Raw genomic sequence first — 5,442 nt, forward strand, 5'->3', positions numbered from 1 at the left:
TGATCATTTCAGTCATCGTGTGCGCATTGTGCTGGCCGAGAAGGGGGTTGCCGTTGATATCGTCGATGTACTCGACGAAAAACCACCGGAAGAGCTGGCAGATCTCAATCCGTACAATAGCGTACCGACGCTTTTAGATCGTGACCTGGTGCTTTATGAATCCAAAGTCATGATGGAGTACTTGGATGAGCGTTTTCCGCATCCTCCGCTATTGCCTGTTTATCCTGTGGCGCGTGCACAAAGCCGCCTATGGATGCACCGCATTGAGCGCGAGTGGTGCCCAATGGTCGACCAAATTCGCAGCGGTGGAAAAAAAGAAGCGGATAAGGCACGTAAAGAACTACGCGAGAGCCTTATTGGTATCTCGCCGATTTTTGAAGACATGCCTTACTTCATGAGTGAAGAGTTTACGCTGGTGGATTGCTGTTTAGCACCGGTCCTATGGCGCTTGCCTGACCTCAATATTGAACTGCCCGAAAAGCAGGTTAAGCCGCTGCTGGGGTATATGTCGCGAGTATTTGAGCGTGAAGCGTTTAAGGCATCTTTAAGTGAGCGTGAAAAAGAGATGCGCGCTTGAATTCATTCGGCTCCCTTGCCTTGAGTAAAGGCAGGGAGCCTTACTGTTGGAGGAGGGAGTCTAGATGAAATCGAGTCGCCCCTATCTCGCCCGAGCGCTTTATGAGTGGTTGTTAGATAACGAGTTAACCCCTTACCTGGTGGTGGATGCCACCCAGCCAGGTGTCGAGGTGCCCCGCCAGCTAGTGCAAAACGGCCAGATTGTATTAAACGTGGCGCCGACGGCGGTGCGTGATTTTTTCATGGAAAACGAGGCGATCAGTTTTAATGCTCGCTTTGGTGGCCAGCCGATGCAGGTGATGATTCCTACGCCGGCATTAATTGCCATTTACGCTCGTGAGAACGGCGCGGGAATGGTGTTTGGTCATGAGCCCGAACTTGAAGATGGGGCCGAGTCCTTTGGTGATATTGAGGATAACGCTAGCGCTTCTGATTCGTCAGAGCCTTCAGCTACAAAACGAGAGGCCTCCGTCAGGCGTGAGCCTTCAGCCAAGCCAGAACTTTCGATAACCGCACCGGTTTCTGAGGGAGGCGATAATTCCAAGGCTTCCTCAAAAGCATCGGGGAGCGATGCTAAGCCGAAGAAAAAGCCAACGCTAAGGGTCGTTAAGTAATCAGCCTGCATTAAGTAATAAAAAAGCCTCGCTCTTATTTAAGAGCGAGGCTTTTTAATGGCAGTGCAGTTAATCGATGTATTCAAACACCTTAACAATGCGCTGCACGCCGCCCACGGCGGAAGCGGCGTTGACGATACGGTCTGACTCTTCACGCGTAACAATCCCCATCAGGTAGACGCTAGCGTTTTCAGTGGTCACTTTTATTTTTCCAGAATCGATATGGTCATTAGTCGCTAAGTGGCTAACGACATTAGTGGTAAGCCACGTATCGGTCAGCCGTTGGCTGGCCGGCAGGCGTGCCGCCACGGTCAGCTCGTTATGTACTTCATTAACGCCCCGCAAATTGCCCGTCACTTCGCCGGCCATGTCGCGAAGTTCTTCGCTTGGCACTTGGCCAACCAGTAAGACCGCGCCATTAAAGCTATTGGCGCGTATACGCGCATCGCCCAGGCGCGCATCGGCTCGTCCTAGCGCGCGCTGAACTTCACGGTCGATGGTGGCATCAACGGCTTCAACGTCGTTGCTACGCTGGGAGTAATTAGATTGATTGGACGCGGAGTTATTGGCGCAGCCACTGAGCAGCAGTGCTGCGCCAAGGGTGGCCGCCATTAAGCTGCGGGAAGAGAGGCGCTGGGTCATCGTATAGCTCCATGATGTAAGTGGTTTTCGCATAGTTGTATATGAAACATGGGGGTAAGAAAAATACTGATAAAAACGTCGAAGCCGATAGGCGTTTAGGCGCTGCCAAACAGCTGTTCATCAATCAGATCGCATAGGCAGTGAATGACCAGTAGATGAACTTCCTGGATGCGAGCCGTAGAGGTGGCGGGGACGCGAATCTCGCAATCATCTTGCCCTAGCAGTGAGGCCATATCGCCGCCGTCACGCCCGGTTAGCGCAACCACGGTCATATCACGGTCATGGGCGGCTTGAATGGCTTGTACAATGTTGCCGGAATTGCCGCTGGTGGAAATAGCCAATAGCACATCGCCAGGCTGTCCGAGCGCGCGGATCTGCTTGGAAAAGACTTCGTTATAGCTGTAGTCATTCGCAATCGACGTAAGCGTAGACGTGTCGGTGGTGAGCGCCAATGCAGGCAGGCTAGGGCGCTCTCGCTCGAAGCGATTGAGTAGCTCAGATGAGAAGTGCTGGCTGTCGCCTGCGCTACCGCCATTGCCGCAAGAAAGAATTTTTCCTTCGCTGACGAGACACTGCACCATCATTTGGCTTGCCACTTCAATAAACGGTGGAAGTACTTCGCTGGCGTAGGTCTTGGTGTCAATGCTGTCGTTAAAATGGCCAAGTATACGAGTCTGAAAGTCCATCAGGGCTTCCTGGTTAGATAGAGTCAAAAGGCATCAAAAGCAGCTTTCGCCCAGTGAAATTCTAGGTTGGGCGGCTTGCCAATAATTGCCAGGATATCAAACCGGCAGGGCGATGAAAGCCCGCCGCGAGCGAGATATAGTCTTGCCGCGCGTATTAGGCGCTGCTGCTTTTGATACGTGACGGTTTCCAGCGGGTGCCCGTGGCGCGTGGTGGTGCGATGTTTAACTTCGACAAACACAAGAATATCGCCATCCCGCATCACCAAGTCAAGCTCACCCCCTTTAACGTAATGATTTTGCGTAACGAGGGTGAGGCCTTGCTGGCCCAGCCATTGAGCAGCCATCTGCTCTATGGCCGCGCCGCGCGCCCGAGCGGTTTGGGCATTATTCGCCACTGTTATTCAAGTTAGGAATTAAAATAGGTGCGGGAGCGCCGTTTTGAAATTTCGCCCACGGCAGTTCGCGGTAAATGCGCCCGTCACTTCTCAAGGACAGCGTACCGGTGCTGCCACTTAAACCTTCTAACTCCGCTAGGTTAGAAAAGCGAATAGCCAGCTCGTAAGCATCAACGCCCATCGCCATTAGGCGGAACATTGAGGCATCGGACTCATCGCGTAAGTTGCGGTAAGTGGTTGAGAAGGGCAGTGCTTCTTCGCCACCGACGGCCGCGTCCGGAATTTGCCACGGGATATCCATGAACATCACGTCGTTAAGGTCTTGGTCCAGACGAGTCTGTAGGCGCCCTTCGTGGAGATGTGAGGTGGCATAGATGGGCAGATCGGGAGCGTAGTAGTAATCCATCGTAGGCGGTACTTGGCGAGCATATTCTGGTAAGGCCAGCAGAAAGAGTGCGTCAATGTTGCCTAAGCGCGCACGTTCACCGCTAACGTTGAGTGCGCTTTGGACGGCGGTAGAAACAGAGCTTTCAGGATTGTAGCGAACCGCATTGGTAATTTCGCCACCCTGACTTTTCCACTCGTTCCAGAAGGCTTCGCCTACGCGGCGACCCCAGCCATTATCGGGCACCATCATTGACATTTGACGGTGACCATCCTGCCAAGCGCGGCGAGCGGCTTGGCGAGCTTCATCTTCAGCGGAAAGACCATACTGGAACAGGCGCTGTGCCTGGTTGTGGTCACCGCTGCCGTAATTGAGCGCCAGTGTCGCTAGAGGTACGCTGTCGCGCTGTTCTAGCTGAGTGACCTGGTCTTTATCCAGCGGGCCAATCATTAGCTGAGCATTCATCTGCTGAGCCTGCTGGTAAAGCTCATCCAGTGAATAGTGTGAGGCATCTAGAAAGCTGAGCTCTGTGTTATCACCTTTGGTGTCATGATGATTGCGCATGGCGGTCGCGATGGTATTGGCAACGCTGCTAAGCGGGCCCGATTCTGGTAGGGCAACCACAATGCGGCGTATTTCTTGGCCTTCAAGCTCGGGTAGCGCAACATTGGCCATGCCCTGCTGATCTAACGCTTCTCGTGCCCAACGCTGGCGTTCCTCCAGGGTTTCCTGTTGATTGGCCTGTATCGGCAGTTCGTCGTTGAGTACCTGAGTGGCGCGTAGCACGGCACGTGGATCATCTAGCGCCCGTGCCAGTTCAGAGAAAAGCAGCGCCCAACGCACGCGATCGCCTTCCGATAAGAGGCTTTCATCAATGGCATCGGCGGTTTCAAACGCTTTATCACGCTCGCCTTGACCGGCCAAAACGCTGGCTGCTTCTAGGCGGGTTTTAGCGGCTTGCTCCGGTGCTTGTTGTTCTGCCTGGCTGAGTAATTGGCCGGCGTCCTCACCGGAAACGCGGTCAACCACGTTGGGCGGCTGCATAGCACAGCCAGTAACCAGAAGTGCCATGAGGGCAGCGGCGAGTAAGCCACGTAATGACTGTTTCATGTATCCTTCCTTAAAATGTCCATTTGCGCTGTCGCAGCTTGCCTGCGATTGACGAGGCCACTGCACAAGCATAGCGCACCGGCAGAGCAAGCCATCAACGAATCGAGAGTCATCAATGACAGATCATAATCCGGGCACATTGTACGTGGTTGCTACGCCAATTGGGAACTTAGAAGACTTAACCGCACGTGCCGCCCGAGTATTAGGGCAAGTATCGCGCATTGCCGCGGAAGATACTCGTCATAGTACCCGTCTTTTGGCACATTTAGGGCTGAATAAGCCGATGCTCTCATTGCATGAGCATAATGAGGCGCGCCGGGTAGATACGTTAGACAGCTATCTTGCAGCGGGCGAAGACATTGCGCTGATCAGTGATGCAGGTACGCCGCTGATTAGCGACCCAGGTTTCGTACTGGTACGCGAACTGCGCGCTCGTAATCGACACATTGTGCCGATCCCCGGCCCTTGTGCGTTAATTACAGCACTGTCTGGGGCAGGCTTGCCAACAGACCGATTTGTGTTTGGCGGTTTTTTGCCTGCTAAACCAGGCGCTCGCCGTCAGGCGTTAGAGGCTTGGAAAACCCGTGAAGAGACGCTGGTGTTTTATGAGTCTCCACATCGCATCGTGCATACCCTGGAGGCCCTGCAAGAACAGATGGCTGAGCGGGACGTAGTGCTGGCACGTGAATTAACGAAAACCTTTGAGACGTTTCTCCATGGCACTCCCGAGCTGTTATTGGCACAGCTGGCGGCAGACCCGAATCAAGCGCGTGGCGAATTTGTGGTGATCGTGGCCGGTGCGCCGCCCGTTGTGCAAAGTGAGCGCCAGGATATTTCAGCGGATGCGCTATTAGAGGCGCTATTGACGGAGGGTGTTGGAGTGAAGCAGGGAGCCGCAATTGCCGCGAGAATGCTCGGTGGACGCAAGCAAGCTTGGTACGCTCGTTTGCAAGCAATCAAAGGTGAGCATTGAGGCTAGGCGAGGGCGCTGGTATGCTTGCCGCCGGAGTTGGCCAGACAGTCGCCGCTGATAC

The 5,442-nt window shown here is 54.0% G+C and carries 7 protein-coding genes; 3 read left to right on the forward strand and 4 right to left on the reverse strand.

Features of this window, described 5'->3' with window-relative positions; translation table 11 throughout:
- Window positions 1-577, forward strand: a 577-nt coding sequence (locus ACTH5D_RS17120) for a glutathione S-transferase N-terminal domain-containing protein (RefSeq protein ID WP_441673349.1), incomplete at its 5' end; no start/stop codon positions are given.
- Between the two features lie 64 nt (window positions 578-641).
- On the forward strand, window positions 642-1,190 hold the full coding sequence (locus ACTH5D_RS17125; protein WP_441673351.1) for a ClpXP protease specificity-enhancing factor: 549 nt from the start codon (window positions 642-644) through the stop codon (window positions 1,188-1,190).
- 69 nt (window positions 1,191-1,259) lie between these two features.
- Here ACTH5D_RS17125 and ACTH5D_RS17130 read toward each other — a convergent pair whose 3' ends face one another.
- From ACTH5D_RS17130 to ACTH5D_RS17145, 4 genes are all read right to left on the reverse strand, one after another.
- Complete coding sequence (locus tag ACTH5D_RS17130) at window positions 1,260-1,832, reverse strand: BON domain-containing protein (protein WP_441673353.1); 573 nt, start codon at window positions 1,830-1,832, stop codon at window positions 1,260-1,262.
- A 95-nt stretch (window positions 1,833-1,927) separates the two neighbouring features.
- Window positions 1,928-2,518 carry a phosphoheptose isomerase gene (locus ACTH5D_RS17135; protein WP_096280705.1) on the reverse strand — a complete coding sequence of 197 codons (591 nt, stop codon included), beginning with the start codon at window positions 2,516-2,518 and terminating at the stop codon, window positions 1,928-1,930.
- 23 nt (window positions 2,519-2,541) lie between these two features.
- Entirely contained in the window at window positions 2,542-2,913 is a 372-nt protein-coding gene (locus ACTH5D_RS17140; RefSeq protein WP_441673355.1) for a YraN family protein, read from the reverse strand.
- Entirely contained in the window at window positions 2,903-4,408 is a 1,506-nt protein-coding gene (locus ACTH5D_RS17145) for a penicillin-binding protein activator (RefSeq protein WP_441673357.1), read from the reverse strand. Before ACTH5D_RS17145 ends, ACTH5D_RS17140 begins: the two co-directional genes overlap by 11 nt.
- A 115-nt stretch (window positions 4,409-4,523) precedes the next feature.
- On the opposite strand from ACTH5D_RS17145, the gene rsmI reads away from it, so the two are divergent.
- Window positions 4,524-5,381 (forward strand): 16S rRNA (cytidine(1402)-2'-O)-methyltransferase, encoded by an 858-nt coding sequence (gene rsmI, locus ACTH5D_RS17150; RefSeq protein WP_441673359.1) that lies wholly within the window; start codon window positions 4,524-4,526, stop codon window positions 5,379-5,381.
- Window positions 5,382-5,442: the final 61 nt, after the last annotated feature.

The sequence above is a fragment of the Halomonas sp. genome (assembly GCF_052095695.1).
Taxonomy (GTDB): Bacteria; Pseudomonadota; Gammaproteobacteria; order Pseudomonadales; family Halomonadaceae; genus Vreelandella.